Below are 20123 nucleotides of genomic sequence, written 5' to 3' on the forward strand. Positions count from 1 at the left end.
CGTTCGGATGACGACGCTCGCCCCCTACGCCTCGCACCCCGCCCGAAGCCGTGGCCGCCTGCATCCCGAAGCGGGAGGCGAGACGCGTGGTCCCCGTGACATCTTCCAGCGCGACCGCGATCGCATCATCCATTCCATCGCCTTCCGCAGGTTGCGGCACAAGACCCAGGTATTTGTGTCCCCCGATGGCGATCATTTCCGCGTTCGCCTGACCCACAGTCTGGAGGTGGCGCAGATCGGCCGCACCACGGCACGCACCCTGGGCCTTAATGAAGATCTGACCGAGGCACTCTGTCTCGCTCACGACATCGGCCACCCACCCTTCGGCCATGCTGGCGAAGACGCGCTGGAAGCGGCGCTGGATGATCATGGTGGATTCGATCACAACGCGCACACCCTGCGCACGCTCATGCTGCTTGAATCGCCCTATCCCTGTTTCCAGGGGCTTAATCTCAGCTGGGAGATGCTGGAGGGCCTTGCCAAGCATAATGGTCCCGTCGACCATCCAGGCTGGGCAATGCGGGAAGTCGATGCGCTCTTCCCGCTGGAGCTGTCCTCTCATGCCTCGCTGGAGGCGCAACTGGCGGCGATCGCCGACGATATCGCTTATGACAATCACGACATTGACGATGGCCTGCGCGCTGGGTTGCTGACGCTGGATCAGCTGCTTGCCGTGCCCGTCGTCAAACATTGCTGGGACCGGGTGCGCGCCCGTTATCCGGACATCCCGCAGGATCGCCTGCTTCGCGAACTGGTGCGGGAACAGATTGGCCTCATGGCGAACGATCTCATCGCTTCCACCCGGCGGAACATCGCTGAGACCCGCGTAGAAACGGTTGAGGATGTGCGATCCGCCGGACGCCCTCTGGTCTGCTTCTCGCCTGAACTCGCGGCGCAGGAACGCGACCTGAAGCGCTTCATGTATGCGTCGCTCTATCACCATCCATCGCAACTCGCCGCGGCGAACCGTGCGCGGATCATCGTGCGCGACCTGTTCCGGGCCTATCAGCAGCAGCCGGAACTCATGCCGTCCGAATGGCAGGACGATCGCCTGCTGAATGAGCCGGGCCGCAGCAGGCATATCGGCGACTTCATCGCGGGCATGACCGATCGCTATGCGGAAAAGCGCCACGCGGAAATCTTCGGAGAGATGGCTCTCGCCTGAAGCGACGGTTGCGCTCGCCCTGAACGCGCCCTAGCCTTCGCCCAACATGGCCCTTCACCCACAAATCGCCGCGCTAGCCGCCGGGTTGGAAGACCTCGCCGTATTCCTGCGCGGCCGGGGTGATCGCAAATGGTCGGGCCGGGTGGAGCTATGCGCCCATCTCGTGGCTGATTCCAACTTCACCGGGGTCGAGCATTTCCTGCGCCTGTTCGAGGGGGAGGAGAGTCTTGGCCAGCTCATTCTGGGGGATCCTGCGGCCGATGCCCGGCTGGATGAACTGCGCAAGATGACGCGCACCCTCGCCGATCGGTTGGTGAGGGAAGAACGGGCAACCGATTGAGCAATTGACGCCGCCTCCCATTTCCCGCAATGCGAGAGGGTCACCGGCGCCCGATAGATTCGGGTCCGGACATGATGCGGGAGAGCATGGGAAGCCTTTCAGGCCACCCCGTCGCCGAAGGAGCAACCGCCCCGGAATCTCTCAGGCCAAAGGACCGCATCATGGGCAGGCACTCTGGAAAGCGGACGGGTCATTCCGTCCCACCGAAGGGGTAAGCCATCCGGTCGCTGGACCGGTGGTCAAAGCTCTCAGGTTCCGTGACAGAGGGGGTGGCAGACGCCGGGATTCCGACTCCGGATCATTATGTCTGTCGCCATGAACCCTGCCACGAAAGGCCGCTCTCATGTCCGGCAATGACGACATCGCCCATATCGAAGAAGAACTGCCGCTGCAGGACTTGCCGCTCGACGCCTGGCATCGTGCCAAGGGCGCGCGCATGGTCGGCTTTGCGGGCTACCATATGCCCATCCAATATGAAGGCATCATGGCCGAACATGCCTGGACCCGCGAGCATGCCGGGCTGTTCGATGTCAGCCATATGGGGCAGCTCACCTTTTCCGGTGAAGGCGTTGATGAGGCGCTGGAGCATTTGCTGCCAAGCGACATCAAGGGGCTGAAGCCCTTTTGCCAGCGTTACTCGATGCTGCTTGATCAAGAGGGCGGCATCCTCGACGATCTCATGGTCTCGCGCCTTGGTGCGGGGGCGTTTGACGGCGCGGACATCTATATGGTCGTCAATGGCGCGACCAAATATGACGATATGGGCTGGATGATCGAACATCTGCCTGATGAGGTCGTCATGAACCATATGGACGAGCAGGCGCTGCTCGCCCTGCAAGGTCCTGAAGCGGGCGAGGCGCTGGCCAGCCTGATCCCTGACACCGCCGACCTCCTTTTCATGCAGTCGGGCCTTTTCACCTGGCGCGGCGTTCCGCTGTGGGTGAGCCGTTCCGGTTATACCGGCGAAGACGGGTTCGAAATCAGCATATCCGCCGCTGACGTTGCGCTGCTGGCCGATGCGCTATGCGCCTTGCCCCAGGTAAAGCCGATCGGGCTGGGCGCGCGCGATTCGCTTCGGCTTGAGGCTGGACTTCCTCTTTACGGCCACGACCTGACGCCCGCTGTCAGCACCATCGGCGCGGATCTTGGCTTTGCCATCCAGAAGCGCCGTCGGGAGGAGGGCGGCTTCATCGGTCATGCGCGGGTTATGAAGGAACTGGCCGACGGGCCGGGGGCCAAGCGCGTGGGCCTGAAGATCGAAGGCCGCCTGCCCGCCCGCGAAGGGGCGCCCACCTTCGCCGATGGTATCAAGGTGGGAGAGGTGACATCGGGCGGCTTTGCGCCAACCGTGGGCGCTCCCATCGCCATGGGCTGGGTCAGCTTGCCGCACAGCGCCATCGACACCGCGCTGGAAATTGAAGTGCGCGGCAAGCGCATCGCCGCCACCGTCGCGCCCATGCCGTTCGTGCCGCACCGTTACCGCCGCAAGGCCTGAATTTCCTGATTTTTTGTTGGTCGTGATTTTCAACTAAATCACTCCGAGGGGAGCAGTAAAATGAGCCGTTATTTCACCGACGAACATGAATGGATCGACGTAGAGGGCGAGATCGCCACTGTCGGCATCACCGATTATGCGCAGGAGCAGTTGGGCGACATCGTGTTCGTCGAATTGCCTGCCGAGGGCGTTAGCTTCGAAAAGGGGGATGACGCCGCCGTCGTTGAATCCGTCAAGGCGGCTTCGGACGTCTATGCGCCGATTTCCGGCGAGGTCGTCGAAGCAAATGGCGCGCTGGAGGAAGAGCCCGCCCTTGTGAACAGCGATGCCGAAGAGGATGGCTGGTTCTTCAAGCTGCGCATCGCCGACGCGAGCGAGCTGGAAGGGCTGATGAACGAAGCCGCTTACAAGAAGTTCGTGGCCTCGCTTTAAAATTAAGCCCCTCCCTTTCAAGGGAGGGGGAAGGGGTGGGTCGCGACCGAAGGGAGCGTCCGCCCTCACGTCACGGAGCAGCGCTCGCTGCGCTCGCGACCCACCCCCGACCCCTCCCGCCTGCGGGAGGGGGGAGATAAGTGAAATGCGCTACCTACCCCTTACCGACACCGACCGGCAGGACATGCTGTCCGTCATCGGCGCGTCGTCGGTGGACGACCTGTTCGTCGACGTCCCCGCCGAAGCCCGTCTTTCCGACAAGATCGCCGGTTTGCCCGATCATGCCAGCGAACTGGCGGTGGAGCGCCACATGGCGGCTCTCGCGCGGAAGAATCTGTCGGCAGGGGAGGCGCCTTTCTTCCTCGGCGCGGGCGCTTACCGCCACCATGTGCCTGCCAGCGTCGATCATCTGATCCAGCGCGGTGAGTTCCTGACCGCCTACACGCCATACCAGCCCGAAATCGCGCAGGGCACATTGCAGGTGCTGTTCGAATTCCAGACGCAGGTCGCGCGTCTGCTGGGTTGCGACGTTGCCAACGCGTCCATGTATGACGGCTCGACCGCCTGCTGGGAGGCGATCGGCATGGCCCGCCGCATCACCAAGCGTGGCAAGGCGATCCTGTCCTCCGGTCTGCACCCGCATTATGTTTCCGTCGCCAACACAATGGCGAAGTTCACCGGCGACGCGCTGGCGCATGAAGCGCCGACCCTAAACGCTGCCACCGATATCGATGCGCTGATCGCCGGGATTGACAAGGATACGAGCTGCGTCGTCGTCCAGTATCCCGACATTCTCGGCCGCATCACTGACCTGACCCCGCTCGCCGATGCCGCTCATGAAGCAGGCGCGCTGCTGGTCGCGGTCGTGACCGAACCGGTCGCGCTGGGCGCGATCAAGGCGCCGGGTCATATGGGCGCGGACATCGTCGTGGGCGAAGGCCAGTCGATCGGCGTCGGCCTCCAGTTCGGCGGTCCTTATCTCGGCCTCTTCGCGTGCAAGCAGAAATATGTCCGCCAGATGCCCGGCCGCCTCTGTGGCGAGACGGTGGATGCGGCGGGCAAGCGCGGCTTCGTGCTGACCCTCTCCACCCGCGAGCAGCATATCCGCCGTGAGAAGGCGACGTCGAACATCTGCACCAATTCGGGCCTCTGCGCGCTGGCGTTCAGCATCCACATGACGTTGCTGGGTGAAAAGGGCCTGCGGGACCTCGCGACGCTGAACCATGGTCTCGCCGTTCAGGCAGCCGAGCGTCTGGCCCAGGTGCCGGGCGTCAAGCTGCTCAACGACAGCTTCTTCAATGAGTTCACGCTGGTCCTGTCGAAGGATGCCCGTGATGTCGTCCGCAACCTCGCCGACAAGGGCGTTCTTGGCGGCGTGTCGCTTGGCCGCCTGTTCCCGGATGCGGCGGAGATCGGCAACGGCCTGGTTGTCGCCGTCACAGAGACCGTGACCTCGGAGGATATCGAAGCCTTTGCGAAGGCGCTTGAGGAGGAACTGGCATGACCATGCTCAAGGAAGGCCGCCCCACCGCGCCGCAAGCCATCACCGGAGCTGATAGCGCCCCCGTAACCGCCACGGGCAACCGCGCGCTGATGCTGGAAGAAGCGCTGATCTTCGAGATCGGCTCGACCCAAACCACCGGCGTTGACTTCGCCGAGGCGCCCAAGGTCGCCAGCCGCCTCGGGAATCTCGCTCGCACCGAAAGCATCGGTCTGCCCGGCCTGTCCGAGCAGGAGACGGTGCGCCACTATACCCGCCTCAGCCGCCAGAATTACGCCATCGACCTTGGCCTGTTCCCGCTCGGCAGCTGCACGATGAAGCACAACCCGCGTCTCAACGAGAAAGTCGCGCGGATGCCGGGTTTCGCGGACCTCCACCCGCTTAGCCCCCAATCGACGGTTCAGGGCGCGCTGGCGGTGATCCATGAACTTGCCGAATGGTTGATCAAGCTGACCGGCATGCACTCGGTAGCGATGAGCCCCAAGGCGGGCGCGCATGGCGAACTGTGCGGCCTGCTGGCAATCCGCGCCGCGCTCGAAGCCCGTGGCGACGCGCGCAGTGTCATCCTCGTCCCGGAAAGCGCCCACGGCACCAACCCGGCGACCGCGGCCTTCTGCGGTTACAAGGTCGAGGATATTCCCGCGACCCCCGATGGCCGCGTCGATCTGGCGGCTCTCAAGGCGCGCCTCGGCACGGACGTCGCGGCCGTGATGATTACCAACCCCAACACCTGCGGCCTGTTCGAGCGCGAGATGAAAACCATCTCTGACGCGGTTCACGCCGCCGGGGCCTTTGTCTATTGCGATGGCGCGAACTTCAACGCCATCGTCGGCCGGGTCCGCCCCGGCGACCTGGGCGTCGATGCGATGCACATCAACCTGCACAAGACTTTCTCCACCCCCCATGGCGGCGGCGGTCCCGGCTCCGGCCCGGTGGTGCTCAGCCAGGCGCTCACCCCCTTCGCGCCGCTGCCCTTCGTCGAAAAGCAGGGCGACAAGTTCATACTGATCGAGGAAGAGACGGCGGACGAACATCACGCCAGCAGCTTCGGCCGCATGGTCGCCTTCCATGGCCAGATGGGCATGTTCACCCGCGCGCTGACCTATATCCTCAGCCACGGCGCCGATGGCCTGCGTCAGGTCGCGAGTGACGCGGTGCTGAACGCCAACTACATCCTGCGCAGCCTGGACGATGTGCTGGACGCACCCTTCGGGCAGAGTGGCCCCTGCATGCATGAGGCGCTGTTCAGCGACAAGGGGCTCGCCGAAGGCTTCACCACGCTCGACATCGCCAAGGGCCTGATCGACGAAGGCTTCCACCCGATGACCATGTATTTCCCGTTGGTCGTCCACGGTGCGATGCTGGTCGAACCCACCGAAACGGAAAGCAAGGCAGCGCTCGACCAGTTCATCATGGCGCTGCGTAGCCTGGCTGAACGTGCCAAAACCGGTGACGAAGCGCTGAAGGGCGCGCCCTATTTCGCGCCCCGCCGCCGCCTCGACGAAACGCTCGCCGCGCGCAAGCCTGTCCTTAGCTGGAGCGATCCAGCTCTAGCGGAAGCGGCCGAATGACGGACAGACCGGAGCCGTGGGAACCCGGCTCCGGTCCCGTGGCGTCGGGCAAGCGCCATGCGCCCGCGACGCAGCGCAACCGCGACGCCATCCTCGCGATATTGCGTGAGGCGCTCCCGCCTGTCGGCCTGGTTCTGGAGGTGGCGAGCGGCAGCGGCGAACATGTCCGCTATTTCGCGGCGGCGCTGCCCACCCTCGAATGGCAGCCGAGCGACCCCGATCCCGTTGCGCTGGCATCAATTGAGGCATGGCGCGCCGAGGCACTGCTACCGAATCTTCGCGTGCCCATCAGACTTGATGCCGCCGCCGCATGGCCGGTCACAAAAGCTGACGCGATCCTTTGCATCAACATGACCCATATTAGCCCATGGGCGGCGACCCTTGGCCTGATGGCGGGGGCGGGGAGGGCGCTGCCGCCGGGTGGATTGCTCTACCTCTATGGGCCATTCATCCGCGATGATGTCGAAACCGCGCCCAGCAATCTTGCCTTCGACGCTTCGCTAAAGGCGCGCGATCCGCAATGGGGATTGCGCCGCGTCGAGGATGTTGTCGCCGCCGCAGCGGCGAGCGGGCTGGCGTTGGACCGGCTTGTGGAGATGCCCGCCAACAATCTGTCGCTGCTGTTCCGAATGGCTTCTTCCTGAAAGCCGACCCGCGCTGACCCTTCGACAAGTTCAGGGTGAATGCGTATGGGAAGCGCAATGCCCAATCAATTACTGCCCCTTGTGACCGCCGAACTCACCGCGCCCGCCGATCCGCGCGCGGCGGCGATGGGGGGTGCGTTGGCGGCGCAATATCCGCATGCCGCCCGCGCTGTGCTCTTTTACGGCTCCTGTCTGCGGGAGCAGAATCTCGACGGGCTGATGCTCGATTTTTACCTCATCGTGTCGGATTATCGCACGGCCTATGGAAAGCGCTGGCTCGCTACGGCTAACCGCCTGATCCCGCCCAATGTCTTTCCGTTCGAACATAATGGCCTGATGGCGAAATATGCCGTGCTGTCGGAAGCGGACTTCGCGCGCCTCAACAGCCCAGCCGCTGACAATGTCTCTGTGTGGGCGCGCTTTGCCCAACCTTCCCGGCTGTTGTGGGCAGCGGACGACCTCGCCCGTCAGCGAGCGATCAGCGCAGTTGCGGGCGCCGCGCCCACCTTGTTGTCGCTCGCCCTTCCCATGACGGATGCGCAGGACGCGCTATCGCTCTGGAAAACTGGCTTCACGCTTACTTATAATGCCGAATTGCGGGCGGAGAAGAAGGGGCGTTCGGTTTCGATCGTCGATGCCGACCCCGATCGCTATCGCCGCTTCGGAGAAGCGGCCCTGGCACAGGGCTTGCCGCCATCGCCGCCGGAACCCGCCAAGCATTGGCGCGCGCTGCAACGACGCGGCAAATATCTGTCCGTCATCCGCCTTGCCAAGGCCAGCTTCACCTATGCGGGCGGCATCGATTATCTGGCGTGGAAGATAAACCGCCATGCCGGAACCGCCATCCAGATAAAGCCCTGGCAGCGTCGTTGGCCCCTGATCGGCGCGCTTACTCTGCTGCCGCGGCTGTTCCGGAGTGGTGCGATCCGCTAAGCGCGTTGGACAGTGCGTGTGACAGGCCCTTCAGTGTGTAAGGCTTGCGCAGCACCTCATGCCCGCCAAAGTCAGCGCCCTCCGCAATGTCCCCCGCATACCCGGTGACGAACAACACCGGCAGGCTGGCATAGGCGGCGGGTAGGGTGCGGACCATTTCCGGGCCGGTCATTTCCGGCATCAGCACGTCGCTTATGATCAGGCCGATATCGCGATGACTGGTCAGCAGCTTCGCCGCTTTCGACGGATGATCGCAGGCGACGGGCAAATGGCCCAGTTCCGCGAGCGCCGCCATCGTCTGGTTCAGCACGCGGGGATCATCTTCCACCACCAATATGCGTGTCGGCGGATGCAGTACCGGCTCGCGTTCGGGCTGCGACGGGTCCGTTTGTAGCGCGCCGTCCGCCACTGCCTTGCGCGGCAGATATATGGAAACGCAGGTGCCTTCACCGACCTGGGATTCGATACGGATTTCACCCTGGCTCTGCCGAACGAAGCCGAAAATCTGGCTGAGCCCCAGGCCTGTTCCCTTGCCGACCGGCTTGGTGGTGAAGAAAGGCTCGAACACCCGGGCCAGCACATCAGGCGTCATGCCACAGCCATCGTCCTTGACGCTCAGCGTGACATAATCTCCCTCGGCACATTCGCCGATCTCGTGGTCCGCCAGATGCACCTGGCCCGTACCGATCACCAGCCGCCCGCGTCCATCCATTGCGTCTCGCGCATTGACGCACAGGTTCAGAATGGCATTTTCCATCTGATGCTGATCGACGAAGATGCGCCAGCCCTTCGCCTGGTTCTCGATCGCGACGGTAATCTGATCGCCGATCGACCGGTCGATCAACTCTACCATGCCGCTGACCAGAGCGTCGGGGTCCACGGCGCTGGGCAGCAGCGGTTCGGACCGCGCAAAAGCGAGCAGACGGCGGGTCAGGGCGGCGGCCCGATTGGCGCCTTCCATCGCATTGTCCAGGTGCCGCGCAGCCTCCTGCGGCTTCAGCCGCAGTCTGCGCTTGGCCAGTTCCAGCCCGCCGACGACCACCGCCAGCATATTGTTGAAGTCATGGGCAATGCCGCCGGTCAGCTGGCCGACGGCATCCATCTTCTGCATCTGGCGCAGCGTTTCTTCGGCCGCCGCGCGCTCGGACGTTTCCTTCTTCAATTGTTCATAGGCATCGGACAGTTCGGCCGTGCGCGCCGTTACCGCTTCCTCCAGCCGATCGGCGCGTTCAGCCTCCATCTCGGCCATGCGCCGCGCGTTTCGCCGCTCTGTATAGGCAGCGTTGGCGACCCACAGGGCGAACAGGACGCATACGAACAGCACCAACCCGAACAGCCGCGACGTGCGGTCCACAAATTGCGTGCGGTTGCCTGCCAGACTCACCGCAAGGCTACGCTCGCGCAGGCGGGCATTTTCCGCCTGTATGACGCGGTCGAGCAACGCGGTGATGTGTTTCAGGTCTTCCGACCGCCCCGCTTTGTGGAATTGAGCGAGCGCTGCCATCTTCTGGTCATAGGTCGTGCGCAGCCCTATTTCGTTTAGCGTCTTGCCGCGTTGGATGAATGCTTCCTGCAACTCCCGGACATTGGCGCGCTGCCATCCTGATCGACGGGTGGCGTAGTTCAACAGCTTGAGCTGGCTGGACGCGGTGCGCCACTGATCCTGGAAAAGACGGCCGACATCGGGGTCTAGGCTGATCACATATCGCGCCAGCGTAACTTCCGCGCGCGCCGTCTTGGCTTCGAAAGCTCTTGCAAGGGCGATGATTTCGAAACTGCGGCGTTGTTCCTGCAACGCCCGTTCATGGTCGCGGGATGCATTGCTGGCGCTGTAAAGCAGGGTGCCCAGCGCCCCCACCAGCAGTATCACGAGGACCAGCGGAAGAAAGCGCCGTACCGCAGCCCGCCAGCCAGAATCCTGGTCGTCCATGTAATAGCTGTCTGCCATCAACCCCAGATCTTAGTCGAACAGCATTACAGGCGGAATATCAAGGAATAAAAGGTTCCAAGGGGCACTAACGCCTCATCTGCTCCTTATCTCCCCGTATCGCGGCGATGGTGAGCCGCGCGATCAACCGATTGCGCCGGTTGCCTTCCCCGCCGCCTCGAACATGCCGATAATCTGGCCAACCTGTTCGTCGCTATGCTCGGCGCAAAGCGAGCAACGCAGGAGGAAAGTCCCCGCCGGTGTGGCGGGCGGGCGCGCCATATTTACGTAGAGCCCCAACTCCAGCAGCGCTTGCCACATGGCGACCGCCTGCGTCTGATCCGTCAGGATCACGGCAATGATCGCTGATTGCGGCGTTTCCGTCCCCAGCTTGAAGCCAAGATCGGTGAGGCCCTTGTGCAGCCGCTGGCTGTTCTTCCACAGATGCGCGCGCTTTTCGCCCGCGTGCATCAGCTTGCGGATGGACGTTGCGGCTGTCGCGACGACGCTTGGCGGCAGCGAAGCGGTGAAGACATAGGGGCGGCAGACAAGGCGCAGCACCTCGAACTTGGGGTGGTTCGATACGCAGAAGCCGCCAACCGTGCCGACCGACTTGGAGAAGGTGCCGACGACGAAGTCCACATCCTTCTCGACGCCTTGCTCCTCATAGACGCCGCGGCCATTGGCGCCGAAAAAGCCCATGCCGTGGGCTTCGTCGACCAGGATCATGCAATTGGGATGCTTACGCACCGCCGCCACCATCTCGGGCAGGGGGGCGACGTCGCCCAACATGGAGTAGACGCCTTCCAGCACGACCAGCTTCTGCGCGTCGGCGGGCAGGCGGCCAAGGCGCTTGTCCAGATCCTCGACGCTGTTGTGGCGGAAGCGGACGATTTCCGCATCGCCCAGGAAACAGCCGTCATAAATGGACGCATGGCTGTCGGCATCCAGCACGACATAGTCGCCCCGGCCCGCCAGCGTGGAAATCATGCCGAGGTTCGCCTGATAGCCGGTCGAAAACACCATGGCACCCGAAGTGCCATAGAAGTCCATCAGCGCGTCCTCGACTTCCTTATGCCCCTGATAGGTGCCGTTGAGTACGCGGCTGCCGGTTGTGCCCGCCCCGAACTCGTCCAACGCCTTCTTGCCTGCCGCGACGACGTCCGGGTCGAAAGTCATGCCCATATAGTTATAGGTGCCCAGCAGGATCGTGTCCTTGCCCTTGATTACCGCCTGGGTGGGGGACTTCACCTCGTCCATCACGATCGCGAAGGGATCACGTACGCCCGTCGCCAGCAGCGCCTCGCGCTCGGCGATCAGCGGATCGAATTTGGAGAAGAGGTCGCGCGCGCCAGCCACTTCGGCAGGCGTGTGGGCGTCGGTGGCGGTTTCAGCAGCGTCGGTCATCGCATATATCCGTTCGGTTCGAGCAGCATCGAGCATGTCGAGATGCGTCAGGCGAGAAGTTTTCCCGTCATCTCGACCATCGGTCCTCGGCAAAGGCGGACCGGCTCGATGCGAACGGGGAAGGCTAGATTAGCCCTTCAACTTTGCTACAGCGTCCACAAGCTGGCCGATATTCTCGATCTCAGCCTGCATGTTCATCGTGATGATGATATCGAACTCATCCTCGATCGCCGCGACGAAGTCCATGACGGTCAGGCTGTCCCACTCCAGGTCGCCCGCAAAGCTGGTTGCCTCGCTCAGTTCGACGCCCTTCTTGTTGAAAGGAGCGATCTGCGCGGCGATGCTGTCGAAAATCTGCTGGCGATCCGTCATTATCTGTTCAAAGCTTTCCCATGAAAGGGCGACTTTTGCCCCCAAGTCCCGCCTTTTGGCAAGGGAATAAGGCGGCAATCGGGCAGCATCGCGCCCGATTATGAGCCGTCCCGACCGTGTTTTTAGCGGAAATTGTCGGCGTAGGCCTGGATCTTCAGCGTCTTGGGCGGCGTCGGGATGAAAGCGTAGCCGATCTCATACTTGTCGGCATAGGCGCGCGCCGCGTCCAGCGAGGGGAAGGTCAGCTTGACCTGGCTCTGCGTATCACCCGATCCGGCCCAGCCGGTCAGCGGGTCCGGCTTCTTCGCCTCGCTCGGCGCAAATTCCAGAACCCATTTGTCAGTCCGCGCCTTGCCGGACTGAAGGGCGTTCTTCTGAATCTGATAGATGCGCGCAGCCATCGTGGCGTCAAACTCCTGGGAAGGGCGATGCGTCCGTTGCACCAGCGGGCGGGCGGAAGTCAAGGCTTGCCACGGGCATCGGCGCGTTTCGTGCGCAGCGTGGCGGCGGCGGCAGCCGGGTCGTCGGGCCAGGGATGCCGGGGATAGCGCCCGCGCATCTCCTTTGCGACCGCGCCCCAGCTTCCCGACCAGAAACCCGGCAAGTCCCGCGTAGTCTGGATCGGCCGCCCGGCGGGAGAGGTGAGAGACAGGACCAGCGGAATACGCCCGCTGCCGACCACCGGATGCTCGGCAAGCCCAAACAGCGCTTGTACGCGAAGCTCCACGCGCGGCCCGCCCTCGGCCGCATAGTCGATCTCATGACTGCTCCCGGCGGGCGACTGAAATGCCGGAGGAGCCAGCCTGTCGAGCTGCTGTTTGCCATCCCAGCCGATAATACCCTCCAGAACGCCGGACAATTGCGATCGGTCAATGTCGGACAGTCGCCGCTTGCCCGCGAGCAGGGGCGCGAGCCAATCGTCGAGCGTCGCCAGCAACGAAGCATCCGACAGCGCCTCTATCCCTGCAAAAGCCCCCCGAACCCGCAAAGACCGCGCGGCATCGGACCAAGGCAGCAGCTCGAGACCACCCTGTCTGACTCCGTCCAGCAGAGCCGAGACGACAGCATCCGGGTCCGGCCTGTCATCCGATCCCGACGACAGCCGTACCGCGCCCAGCCGCCTTTCCCGCAGCGCCTCGATGCCGCCCGTCTCGGCCCGGAACCGCACCGTCCGATGTTCCTTCACCCGCCCGCCGAACAGGCGCAGCACTTCGATCTCGCTGATCGGCGCGGCGGAGAGGATACGCGCCCCAGCCGCGCTTCCCTGCACTGCCCCTACCGCGAGCCATTCCTCACGCGCCAGCGGGCTCAGCGGATCGATCCGAAACCCACGCCCGCCAACGCTGGCCCATTCCGCACCATCGGCGGAGCGCCGCTTGGCCACCCGATCAGGAAAGGCCAGCGCAAGACATAGCCCCGCATCATGCTCGCCCGACGCTGCCTTCTGCCCGGAGCCGACCAGCTTCGCCCAGCGCCTCGCCATCGCGCGCGCGGCATCAGCCCGCTTCCCGCTTTCCCGCCGCCAGCGCGTCCGCCGTTGCGACAGATCGACATCCTGCCCGCCAACCCCGCGCTCTCCCAGCAGCACGGCCACCTCTGCCGCGACTTCCGCCAGCCCCAGCTCGCCCGCGCGCGCCAGCATATGCCCGATCCGTGGCTCCACCGGCAACCGCGCTAGTGCTTTGCCATGCGCCGTGATCCGCCCGTCATCGTCCAGCGCTTCCAGCACCGTCAGCCGCTTGCGCGCCTCATCCAGCGCGGCGGACGGCGGCGGATCGAGCCATCGCAAGCTCGCCGGATCGTTCACCCCCCAAAGCGCGCAATCGAGCAGCAGGCTGGAAAGGTCGCTCTCCAATATCTCGGGCGGATCGAAGGGCGGCATGCCCGCAGTCGCCGCCGCTTCCCACAGCCGATAGGCGACGCCCGGCCGCTGCCTTGCGGCACGCCCCGCGCGCTGGGTCGCCGCCGCCTGGCTCGCCCGCTCCGTGACGAGCCGCGTCACCCCCGCCGCCCGGTCATAACGCGGCCGCCGCGCAAGCCCGGAGTCGATCACGATCCGCACCCCATCAATCGTAAGGCTGGTTTCCGCGATCGAGGTCGCAAGGATCACCTTCCGCCGTCCCTCCCGCGAAGGACGAATAGCGGCCCGCTGCGCCGCCGGGTCCAGACTGCCGTGCAGCCGATGCACCTCGACGCCAAGGCCCTCCAGCCGCTCCGCCGTCCGCTCAATTTCGGCCACGCCGGGCAGGAAGGCGAGCAGGTCGCCCTCCGCCTCTTCCGCCAGCGCTCTTCGCACGGCCCCGGCCATCTCATCCTCGATCCGCTTTTCCGCCGCCCGGCCGATATGCCGCAACTCCAGCGGCTGTATCCGCCCTTCGCTTTCCAGCACCGGCGCATCGTCCAGCAACGCCGCAAAGCGCGCCCCATCCAGCGTCGCCGACATCGGCACGATGCGCAGGTCCGGCCGCAATGCCGCCTGTGCATCCAGCGCCAGCGCCAGCCCAAAGTCGCTGTCCAAACTCCGCTCATGCACTTCATCGAACAGGACCGCCGATACGCCCGTAAGCTCCGGATCATCCTGAATGCGGCGGACGAAAATGCCCTCCGTCAGGACCAGCAGGCGCGTGGCGGCCGACTGCCTGCTGTCCATCCGCGTCGCATAGCCGACGATCCCGCCCGGAACGCTGCCCATCAGTTCGGCAATGCGCTCTGCCGCCGCGCGAGCCGCCAGCCTGCGGGGGGACAGCAGCAGCACCTGCCCCGTGCACCATGGCTCATCCAGCAGCGCGGGCGCCACCGCCGTCGTCTTGCCTGCTCCCGGCGGCGCGACCAGAACGGCGCTATTCCCCCGCCGCAAGGCGTCCAGCAGCCGGGGAAGAATATCATGGATCGGCAGCGCGGCACTCATGTCTGTCCCTCTCGCGCCAATCGGCATTCGGTGCAATCCCACTGTGCGAAGCGAAAGGCAGCACCGAAAAGAAAGAGCTTATCCGAATAACAGCTTGTGCATCGGGTTTCCCGGATCGAGCAGCATCTTCGTCGTCAGCCCCAGAGACATGATGATCAGCAGGGGCCGTATCAGCTTGCTGCCGAACCGCATGGCCAGCCGCGATCCGATCTGGCTGCCGGTGATGCTGCCGACGGCCATGGTCAGTCCCGCAATCCACATGACATGGCCGCCCAGCATCATCGTCAACAGGCCTGCCACATTGCTAGCCAAATTGGCGGCCTTTGTCTGAGCCGTCGCGCGGACTAGGCCTAGGCCTCCCAGCGCGAGGAAAATGGTCGCGTAAAATGCTCCGGCACCAGGGCCGAAGAAGCCATCGTAAAAGCCGATAGCGCCGATCAACAGGCTTAGTGCCGCCAGTCCCACCCGGCTGTGCCGGTCCATTTCGCTGATTCGGGGGGAGAAGGTGAAATAGCCCGCCAGCGCGATCAGCAGCGCGGGCATCAATCCCGCCAAAATGGCTGGGTCCACCCGCTGGATCAGCCAGGCGCCACCCACTGACCCTATAAATGCCGCAACAATGGGCCAGCGATAGGCTCTCAAGTCCATGTGCCCGGCGCGCGCATAAGCGACGCAGGCGCCAAAGGTGCCTAGTGATGATTGCAGCTTGTTGGTGCCCACCGCGGCAACCGGCGGCACGCCCGCCGCCAGCAATGCGGGCAGGGAGATCAGGCCGCCGCCTCCGGCCATGGCATCGATGCACCCGGATATCAAAGCCGCAGCCATCAGGAAGGCCAGCGTTTCAGGAGAAAGGATTATGTCCAACGGCGCCTCACCTCAGCTATCCGCCGCGCCACTTGGCGTCGATGCGTGCCGAGCCTGCCGCCGCTGGAGCAGGAGGCGGCGTGGCTCAATAAGCGCGGGCGATAGCGAACTCGACGGCTTCGGTCAGCGCTGCCTTCGCCTTGCCCGTATCGAACCGGCCCAGCGCATCGATGGCCCGCTGGCCATAGAGGCGCGCCCGTGCGAGCGTATCGTCAATGGCGCCGGTCTTGCGAAGCAGCTGCGTCGCATGCGCCAGATCCTCGTCGCTCACCCTATTGCCTGCGATCGCCTGCTTCCAGAAAGCGCGATCCTCTTCCGATCCACGCGCATAGGCCAGGATCACCGGCAGCGTCACCTTGCCGTCGCGGAAATCGTCGCCCGCGTCCTTCCCCATGGTCGCGCCGTCCGATTCATAATCGATGGCATCATCGATCAGCTGGAATGCGATGCCCAGGTTCCGGCCATAGACGTCCAGCGCCTTTTCCTCGGCCTCGTCCCGATCCGCGACCACGGCGGATATGCGGCAGGCGGCCGCGAACAGGGCAGCAGTCTTCGCGCCGATAATGTCCAGATATTGCTCTTCGCTCGTGTCGATACGACGCTGGGCGGTCAACTGATTGACCTCGCCCTCGGCGATCACCGCCGATGCGTTGGACAGGATCTTCAGGATCTTGAGCGACTCGGCCTCGACCATCAGCTCAAAAGCGCGAGAGAACAGGAAGTCGCCTACCAATACGCTGGCGCTGTTGCCCCAGATGATGTTCGCTGTCTTGCGGCCCCGGCGCAGCCCCGATCCATCAACCACATCGTCATGCAGCAGCGTTGCGGTGTGGATGAACTCGACTGCCGCCGCCAGCTTGTAATGGCGGCTGCCCGCATAGCCGACCAATTGCGCGCAGGCGAGGGTGAGCATCGGGCGCATCCGCTTGCCGCCGCCCGCGATCAGGTGGCCTGCCAATTCGGGGATCAGCGGAATGCGCGACTGCATCCGGTCCAGGATCACCGCATTGACCTGGTTCATGCCGTCGGCAACCAGCGCCATCATGGGGGTGAGCGACGGCGCGCCATTGGCGCGGCCGATGGGGTGGACGTTGCCGGAGATGGGGCCGGAGGAGGGGCCGGAGGCGGGTGCGGTCATGACCCGGCCCATGTGGCGGTGCAAAATGCAGATGGCAAGCGGGAATAGCTTGCACGGAGCGACGGATGGAGCAAAAAGCGCGCGGATATTTGGAGGATGAGCGTGGACGACACTTTGAAGCGGTATCGCGAGAGCATCGACAACATCGACGCCGCCCTCGTGTTCATGCTCGCCGAGCGCTTCAAGATCACGCAGGCTGTCGGCGAATTCAAGGCGACGCATGCCCTGCCGCCCGCCGATCCGGGCCGGGAAGAACGGCAGATCAGCCGCCTGCGCCAGCTTGCGACGGACGCCAATCTCGACCCCGACTTTACCGAGAAATTCCTGCGCTTCATCATCGATGAGGTGATCCGCCACCATGAGCGGCTTCGGGACGCCTGAGGAAGTTATTTTCTCCCCGTTCGCCCTGAGCTTGTCGAGCCGGAGGCCGGCGAAGCCAACGGCCTTACTTCTCTTCGGGAGCAAGCAAGGCCCTCATGCCGAATGCAAGGGGCTCCGTTGGAACCTCACTGTTGATCCCATGCCCAAAAGGCGCCGTGCCTCAAGCCGGTTCGCTAACCGTTTCCCGCTTGCCCTGCGACCGCCCCAGCAGCACCCCCGTCAGCGCCAGCGCAAAGCCCGCCAACTGAACCGGCACCAGCTTTTCGCCGAACAGCAGCCAGGCCTCCACCGCAGCAAGCGGCGGGACCAGCAGCAACAGCATCGACATCCGCGTCGGACCTTGCGTCCGCACCAGCCAAACCAGCAGCGTCAGGCCGCCTGCCGACAGGCCCAGCACTGACCAGGCCAAGCCCAGCCATAATATGGGCGCGCCATCCCAACGGACCTCTCCGACCATCAGCGCCGCCGTGATCGCGACCATCGCGCCGCCTGCATTCTGCACCGCGCCGGAAATCCAGATGCCGTCACCCGCTATGGAGCCCCGTTGCACCAGCGTACCCGCCGCCATGGCGACCACCGCAAGCAATCCAGCGATCGCAGGCAAAACCGGCACCGCTCCCGCGCCAGACCGCTCTATGGCAGGCAACAGCACGCAAACCACCCCCGCAATGGCGATCGCCAGTCCCGCCCATCCCCGCGCCAGCAGCCGATCGCCGAGCAGGAATGCGCCCGCCACCGCCACCATCAACGGTTGCAGCGCGCCGAGCAGCGACATGATGCCAGCAGGCATGCCATTATACACCGCCCACCAGCTGACGGTCAGGTAAACGCCATGCAACATCGCGCCCGCCGCCAGATGCAGCATTAGCCGCTTGCCCCGTGGCAGCCTTTGACCCGCCCGCCAGGCAACGAACCCCAACAGCAGCGCCGTCAGCGTCATGCGCACGCTCAGGATCAGTTCCGGTGCGCCATGGGGCACCGTCCCGCGCGCAACGATGAACCCTGTCGACCAGATCAGGACGAACAGCAACGAAGCGCCGAAACCAATCATTCCCGCCCGGCCCGTATCGCCGCGCCCGCCGCAAAGGGCGTGATCGCTACCAGCAGCAGCGACGCGGCCCCCAGGAACTTGAGCGCCGCCCCACTCCCATCGCCCAGCGTGCCCGCGCCAAATATCAGCAACGGCACCGCCAACGGCAGCGCCAGCAGCCCGGCCAGCGCCCCGCTCGACCGCAGCCCCGCCGTCAAACTCGCCACCAGCAGCCCGAGCGCCGCTAGCGCGGGCGTGCCGATCAGCAGCCCCAGTTCCAGCATCCCGACCGTAGCGCCATCCAGCTTCAACAGCGCGCTGGCGGGCAACGTCGCGATCATCAGCGCGGGACCAAAGCCGAGCCAGTGCGCAATCAGCCGCGCCAGCATCACCATTTCATCGCCAACGCCGCGCAAAGCAATCTGGTCAAGCACCCCCGCATCCCGATCCGGCGCGACCAGCCGGTCCACCGGCAACAAGCTCGCCAACAGCGCCGCGATCCACAGCATCCCGCCACCCGACCGCCGCAGCAGCGCAGCATCCGGCCCAACCGCAAAAGGATACAGGCTCGCCACCAGCAGCAGGAAAGCCACCGGCAGCCACAAGCCCGCCGACTGCCACGCCTGCCTCAAATCCCGCGTGACCAGCAGCGCCATCACCCTCACGCCGCTTCCTCCGCGACATAAGCGCTAAGGTCGATCACCACGGGCGAAGCCATCGGCAGCGGCTGATGGGACGCGGCAACCACGATCCCGCCTCCCGCCAGATGCGCCGCCACCGCAGCGCCAAGCAGTTCGAGCGACGCATCGTCCAGCCCATTGCCCGGCTCGTCCAGCAGCCACAGCCCAGCGCCACTCGCAATCACCCGCGCCAGCGCCGCCCGCTTGCGCTGCCCGGTCGACAGCATCCGCACCGGAATCCCGCCAAGCGGCCCCAGCGCCATCGCCTCCAATGCCCCATCCAGCGCCTCCCCATCCGCGCCATCCAGCCGCGCCCAAAAGCCCAGCGCCTCACGCAAAGGCTCTTCCAGATCCAGCGCCAGCCGCTCATCGGCCAGCGCGATCCTCCCCAGCCGCTCGATCGTCCCCGCCATTGGCCGCAGCAGCCCCGCGCAAATACGCATCAGGCTCGACTTGCCGATCCCGTTCGGCCCACGCAGCAGGGCGCTACCCCCCGGCTCCAGCGCCAGGTCGACGCCACGGAACAGCAGCCGCCCGCCACGCGCGCAGGCGATGCCCGACAGGCGCAGCGCCGCGTCGCTCATGGCGCGACCATGTCCTCCAACACGTGCATATCGATGTCGGAAAGGCCGAAATGATGGCCGATCTCATGCACCACCACATGGGTGATCAGCGCGTCGAGCGGCACGCCCGTTTCCACCCATTCATCCAGCAACGGCCGCCGGAAAAGATGCACCATCGGCGGGCCGTCGCCAGTCTGATCGGGCTCTCCCACCGGCCGCCCGGTATAAAGGCCGGTCAGACCGAACGGGTCGCCAATCTCCATCTCCTTCAATATCCGTTCGTCGGCAAAATCCTCGACGAACAGGACCACGTTGGACAGATGGGACCGGAAAGGATCGGGCAATCGCCCCAGCGCCTCAAGCGCCAGTCGTTCAATCTGCGCTACGGTTGGCGCGAAAAGAGGGGGTTGACCGGCGTCTGACATGGCTGCGACATAGGCGAAACAATATTGTGAGGATAGAGCCATGATTGGTAAACTGTCCGGCGACGAACGGGCGCAGGAGCTTGCTTCTCTTGCCGATTGGACGCTGGTGAACGACCCTGAAGGCATCCAGCGGCGCTTCACCTTCGCGGACTTCAACGCCGCGTTCGGTTTCATGACCCGCGTCGCGCTTCTGGCTGAGCAGGCGAACCACCATCCCGAATGGTTCAACGTCTATAACCGGGTGGACATTACCCTGACGACGCATGACGCCGACGGCCTGTCGCGGCGTGACATAGATCTCGCAAAGGCGATCGACGCGCTGCTCACCGCCTAAGCGGACGGCTCGA

General features: G+C 64.5%; 21 protein-coding genes and 1 riboswitch. Of the genes, 10 read left to right on the plus strand and 11 right to left on the minus strand.

The features are described 5' to 3' along the window. Positions 1-7 precede the first annotated feature (7 nt). From ACYU81_RS10475 to ACYU81_RS10510, 8 genes are all read left to right on the plus strand, one after another. The gene (locus ACYU81_RS10475; RefSeq protein WP_460987575.1) at positions 8-1165 is read left to right on the plus strand and encodes a deoxyguanosinetriphosphate triphosphohydrolase; all 1158 of its coding nucleotides are present in this window, start codon (positions 8-10) and stop codon (positions 1163-1165) included. Between the two features lie 46 nt (positions 1166-1211). Beyond that, positions 1212-1505, plus strand: coding sequence for a hypothetical protein (locus ACYU81_RS10480; protein WP_460987576.1), 294 nt, complete (start codon positions 1212-1214; stop codon positions 1503-1505). A gap of 67 nt (positions 1506-1572) precedes the next feature. After that, positions 1573-1672: riboswitch (glycine riboswitch) on the plus strand. 176 nt (positions 1673-1848) lie between these two features. Continuing rightward, on the plus strand, positions 1849-3000 hold the full coding sequence (gene gcvT, locus ACYU81_RS10485) for a glycine cleavage system aminomethyltransferase GcvT (protein WP_460987577.1): 1152 nt from the start codon (positions 1849-1851) through the stop codon (positions 2998-3000). Positions 3001-3060: 60 nt separating this feature from the next. After that, positions 3061-3432: a glycine cleavage system protein GcvH gene (gene gcvH, locus ACYU81_RS10490; protein ID WP_449471362.1), complete on the plus strand. Its 372-nt coding sequence runs from the start codon at positions 3061-3063 to the stop codon at positions 3430-3432. Positions 3433-3577: 145 nt separating this feature from the next. Beyond that, the gene (gene gcvPA, locus ACYU81_RS10495; RefSeq protein WP_460987578.1) at positions 3578-4936 is read left to right on the plus strand and encodes an aminomethyl-transferring glycine dehydrogenase subunit GcvPA; all 1359 of its coding nucleotides are present in this window, start codon (positions 3578-3580) and stop codon (positions 4934-4936) included. Then, entirely contained in the window at positions 4933-6504 is a 1572-nt protein-coding gene (gcvPB, locus tag ACYU81_RS10500) for an aminomethyl-transferring glycine dehydrogenase subunit GcvPB (RefSeq protein ID WP_460987579.1), read from the plus strand. Before gcvPA ends, gcvPB begins: the two co-directional genes overlap by 4 nt. Then, positions 6501-7148 (plus strand): DUF938 domain-containing protein, encoded by a 648-nt coding sequence (locus ACYU81_RS10505; protein ID WP_460987580.1) that lies wholly within the window; start codon positions 6501-6503, stop codon positions 7146-7148. Before gcvPB ends, ACYU81_RS10505 begins: the two co-directional genes overlap by 4 nt. Before the next feature lie 57 nt (positions 7149-7205). Further along, a complete protein-coding gene (locus tag ACYU81_RS10510) occupies positions 7206-8081 on the plus strand; it encodes a hypothetical protein (protein ID WP_460987581.1) in 876 nt (291 codons plus the stop codon). Here ACYU81_RS10510 and ACYU81_RS10515 read toward each other — a convergent pair. The 7 genes from ACYU81_RS10515 to ACYU81_RS10545 form a co-directional block, all read right to left on the minus strand. Continuing rightward, the gene (locus tag ACYU81_RS10515) at positions 8038-10011 is read right to left on the minus strand and encodes an ATP-binding protein (RefSeq protein WP_460988167.1); all 1974 of its coding nucleotides are present in this window, start codon (positions 10009-10011) and stop codon (positions 8038-8040) included. The genes ACYU81_RS10510 and ACYU81_RS10515 overlap by 44 nt on opposite strands. Positions 10012-10152: 141 nt before the next feature. Next, positions 10153-11415 (minus strand): serine palmitoyltransferase, encoded by a 1263-nt coding sequence (gene spt, locus ACYU81_RS10520; RefSeq protein WP_460987582.1) that lies wholly within the window; start codon positions 11413-11415, stop codon positions 10153-10155. A 129-nt stretch (positions 11416-11544) separates the two neighbouring features. Continuing rightward, positions 11545-11787, minus strand: coding sequence for an acyl carrier protein (locus tag ACYU81_RS10525; RefSeq protein ID WP_449471372.1), 243 nt, complete (start codon positions 11785-11787; stop codon positions 11545-11547). Between the two features lie 122 nt (positions 11788-11909). Further along, positions 11910-12188 carry an ETC complex I subunit gene (locus ACYU81_RS10530; RefSeq protein WP_460987583.1) on the minus strand — a complete coding sequence of 93 codons (279 nt, stop codon included), beginning with the start codon at positions 12186-12188 and terminating at the stop codon, positions 11910-11912. Between the two features lie 59 nt (positions 12189-12247). Further along, positions 12248-14695 (minus strand): ATP-dependent helicase HrpB, encoded by a 2448-nt coding sequence (gene hrpB, locus ACYU81_RS10535; RefSeq protein WP_460987584.1) that lies wholly within the window; start codon positions 14693-14695, stop codon positions 12248-12250. Positions 14696-14773: 78 nt separating this feature from the next. Further along, on the minus strand, positions 14774-15553 hold the full coding sequence (locus ACYU81_RS10540) for a TSUP family transporter (protein ID WP_460988168.1): 780 nt from the start codon (positions 15551-15553) through the stop codon (positions 14774-14776). Positions 15554-15644: 91 nt separating this feature from the next. Next, on the minus strand, positions 15645-16709 hold the full coding sequence (locus ACYU81_RS10545) for a polyprenyl synthetase family protein (protein ID WP_460988169.1): 1065 nt from the start codon (positions 16707-16709) through the stop codon (positions 15645-15647). 90 nt (positions 16710-16799) lie between these two features. Here ACYU81_RS10545 and ACYU81_RS10550 point away from each other — a divergent pair, with 90 nt between their 5' ends. After that, positions 16800-17078 carry a chorismate mutase gene (locus tag ACYU81_RS10550; protein WP_460987585.1) on the plus strand — a complete coding sequence of 93 codons (279 nt, stop codon included), beginning with the start codon at positions 16800-16802 and terminating at the stop codon, positions 17076-17078. Positions 17079-17238: 160 nt separating this feature from the next. Here the strand turns inward: ACYU81_RS10550 and ACYU81_RS10555 are convergent, their stop codons facing one another. The 4 genes from ACYU81_RS10555 to ACYU81_RS10570 are packed head-to-tail and all read right to left on the minus strand — an operon-like array spanning position 17239 to position 19776. After that, complete coding sequence (locus tag ACYU81_RS10555) at positions 17239-18129, minus strand: DMT family transporter (RefSeq protein ID WP_460987586.1); 891 nt, start codon at positions 18127-18129, stop codon at positions 17239-17241. Beyond that, positions 18126-18764, minus strand: a complete 639-nt coding sequence (locus tag ACYU81_RS10560; RefSeq protein ID WP_460988170.1) for a heme exporter protein CcmB — start codon at positions 18762-18764, stop codon at positions 18126-18128. The genes ACYU81_RS10555 and ACYU81_RS10560 overlap by 4 nt, the downstream gene beginning before the upstream one ends. Positions 18765-18769: 5 nt before the next feature. Continuing rightward, complete coding sequence (ccmA, locus tag ACYU81_RS10565; protein WP_460987587.1) at positions 18770-19372, minus strand: heme ABC exporter ATP-binding protein CcmA; 603 nt, start codon at positions 19370-19372, stop codon at positions 18770-18772. Then, complete coding sequence (locus tag ACYU81_RS10570) at positions 19369-19776, minus strand: metallopeptidase family protein (RefSeq protein WP_460988171.1); 408 nt, start codon at positions 19774-19776, stop codon at positions 19369-19371. The genes ccmA and ACYU81_RS10570 overlap by 4 nt, the downstream gene beginning before the upstream one ends. A gap of 40 nt (positions 19777-19816) precedes the next feature. On the opposite strand from ACYU81_RS10570, the gene ACYU81_RS10575 reads away from it, so the two are divergent. Continuing rightward, positions 19817-20110 (plus strand): 4a-hydroxytetrahydrobiopterin dehydratase, encoded by a 294-nt coding sequence (locus ACYU81_RS10575; RefSeq protein ID WP_460987588.1) that lies wholly within the window; start codon positions 19817-19819, stop codon positions 20108-20110. Positions 20111-20123: the final 13 nt, after the last annotated feature.

The sequence above is a fragment of the Sphingobium sp. TomTYG75 genome (assembly GCF_054771635.1).

Excerpts from the sequence above, each read along its gene's own strand:
- ACYU81_RS10475 (WP_460987575.1), top strand. The coding sequence starts at position 8 with ATGACGACGCTCGCCCCCTACGCCTCGCACCCCGCCCGAAGCCGTGGC.
- ACYU81_RS10480 (WP_460987576.1), top strand. The coding sequence starts at position 1,212 with ATGGCCCTTCACCCACAAATCGCCGCGCTAGCCGCCGGGTTGGAAGAC.
- gcvT (WP_460987577.1), top strand. The coding sequence starts at position 1,849 with ATGTCCGGCAATGACGACATCGCCCATATCGAAGAAGAACTGCCGCTG.
- gcvH (WP_449471362.1), top strand. The coding sequence starts at position 3,061 with ATGAGCCGTTATTTCACCGACGAACATGAATGGATCGACGTAGAGGGC.
- gcvPA (WP_460987578.1), top strand. The coding sequence starts at position 3,578 with ATGCGCTACCTACCCCTTACCGACACCGACCGGCAGGACATGCTGTCC.
- gcvPB (WP_460987579.1), top strand. The coding sequence starts at position 4,933 with ATGACCATGCTCAAGGAAGGCCGCCCCACCGCGCCGCAAGCCATCACC.
- ACYU81_RS10505 (WP_460987580.1), top strand. The coding sequence starts at position 6,501 with ATGACGGACAGACCGGAGCCGTGGGAACCCGGCTCCGGTCCCGTGGCG.
- ACYU81_RS10510 (WP_460987581.1), top strand. The coding sequence starts at position 7,206 with ATGCCCAATCAATTACTGCCCCTTGTGACCGCCGAACTCACCGCGCCC.
- ACYU81_RS10515 (WP_460988167.1), bottom strand. The coding sequence starts at position 10,011 with ATGGACGACCAGGATTCTGGCTGGCGGGCTGCGGTACGGCGCTTTCTT.
- spt (WP_460987582.1), bottom strand. The coding sequence starts at position 11,415 with ATGACCGACGCTGCTGAAACCGCCACCGACGCCCACACGCCTGCCGAA.
- ACYU81_RS10525 (WP_449471372.1), bottom strand. The coding sequence starts at position 11,787 with ATGACGGATCGCCAGCAGATTTTCGACAGCATCGCCGCGCAGATCGCT.
- ACYU81_RS10530 (WP_460987583.1), bottom strand. The coding sequence starts at position 12,188 with ATGGCTGCGCGCATCTATCAGATTCAGAAGAACGCCCTTCAGTCCGGC.
- hrpB (WP_460987584.1), bottom strand. The coding sequence starts at position 14,695 with ATGAGTGCCGCGCTGCCGATCCATGATATTCTTCCCCGGCTGCTGGAC.
- ACYU81_RS10545 (WP_460988169.1), bottom strand. The coding sequence starts at position 16,709 with ATGGGCCGGGTCATGACCGCACCCGCCTCCGGCCCCTCCTCCGGCCCC.
- ACYU81_RS10555 (WP_460987586.1), bottom strand. The coding sequence starts at position 18,129 with ATGATTGGTTTCGGCGCTTCGTTGCTGTTCGTCCTGATCTGGTCGACA.
- ACYU81_RS10560 (WP_460988170.1), bottom strand. The coding sequence starts at position 18,764 with ATGGCGCTGCTGGTCACGCGGGATTTGAGGCAGGCGTGGCAGTCGGCG.
- ccmA (WP_460987587.1), bottom strand. The coding sequence starts at position 19,372 with ATGAGCGACGCGGCGCTGCGCCTGTCGGGCATCGCCTGCGCGCGTGGC.
- ACYU81_RS10570 (WP_460988171.1), bottom strand. The coding sequence starts at position 19,776 with ATGTCAGACGCCGGTCAACCCCCTCTTTTCGCGCCAACCGTAGCGCAG.
- ACYU81_RS10575 (WP_460987588.1), top strand. The coding sequence starts at position 19,817 with ATGATTGGTAAACTGTCCGGCGACGAACGGGCGCAGGAGCTTGCTTCT.